This is a genomic window from Streptomyces sp. RP5T, from assembly GCF_003933965.1.
In the GTDB taxonomy this organism is placed as follows: Bacteria; Actinomycetota; Actinomycetes; order Streptomycetales; family Streptomycetaceae; genus Streptomyces.
This window is the reverse complement of sequence record NZ_RSAJ01001248.1, coordinates 1-584: the sequence shown is the minus strand read 5'-3', so window position 1 is coordinate 584 and position 584 is coordinate 1. Positions and strand designations below refer to the sequence as shown.

1 protein-coding gene is annotated in these 584 nt (G+C 68.5%); it reads right to left on the bottom strand.

Annotation, left to right across the window (positions count from 1 at the left end):
- Positions 1–56: 56 nt before the first annotated feature.
- Positions 57–347, bottom strand: a complete 291-nt coding sequence (locus tag EHS43_RS45660) for a hypothetical protein (protein WP_185806699.1) — start codon at positions 345–347, stop codon at positions 57–59.
- Positions 348–584: the final 237 nt, after the last annotated feature.

Below are 584 nucleotides of genomic sequence, written 5' to 3'. Positions count from 1 at the left end.
GTGTTACGAAGAGCTCCGGGTCGGGAGCCCGTGCGGGTGAGGGCCGGCCGGCCACCTCAGTCGTCGGCGTCCTCCGGATCGTCGTAGTCCTCCAGGATCCGCAGCCCGAGGTCGGACTCCCAGTCCAGGGCCCATCGCCGCAGCTCGGAAATGTCGTCGGGGCTGAGCCCGCACGCGGCGAACTCCTCGTCCCCGACCCATACGACACTCTCCAGCCGGTCACGCAGATCGCACGGGTCGAACTCACCCAGCTGCTCGATCTCGATCACGGAGTAGTACTGACAGGCGGCGTGGACGTCGATCACATCCTGGGGCAGGCCGCGGTCGACGAGGGCGCGCACGGCCATGCAAACCGTGCCCCCACTCCCGTTCGTAGGGAGTGGGGCGGCATCCGTCGCCTGCCGCGGATCCCTCAAGCTCGCCTCCCGCGTGCCCGTGCAGGCACGGCGCGTTCCTGACCGACTTCTCCGTGCACCACCGCTGCACGCTTGATTGTGTTACGGCGATCCAGTCGCCCGCGATCGAACACCGGCGCCCCCACCCACCTCGAACCACAGCAATTTTCCGGCCCCCCGATCGAGCAG

Excerpts from the sequence above, each read along its gene's own strand:
- EHS43_RS45660 (WP_185806699.1), bottom strand. The coding sequence starts at position 347 with ATGGCCGTGCGCGCCCTCGTCGACCGCGGCCTGCCCCAGGATGTGATC.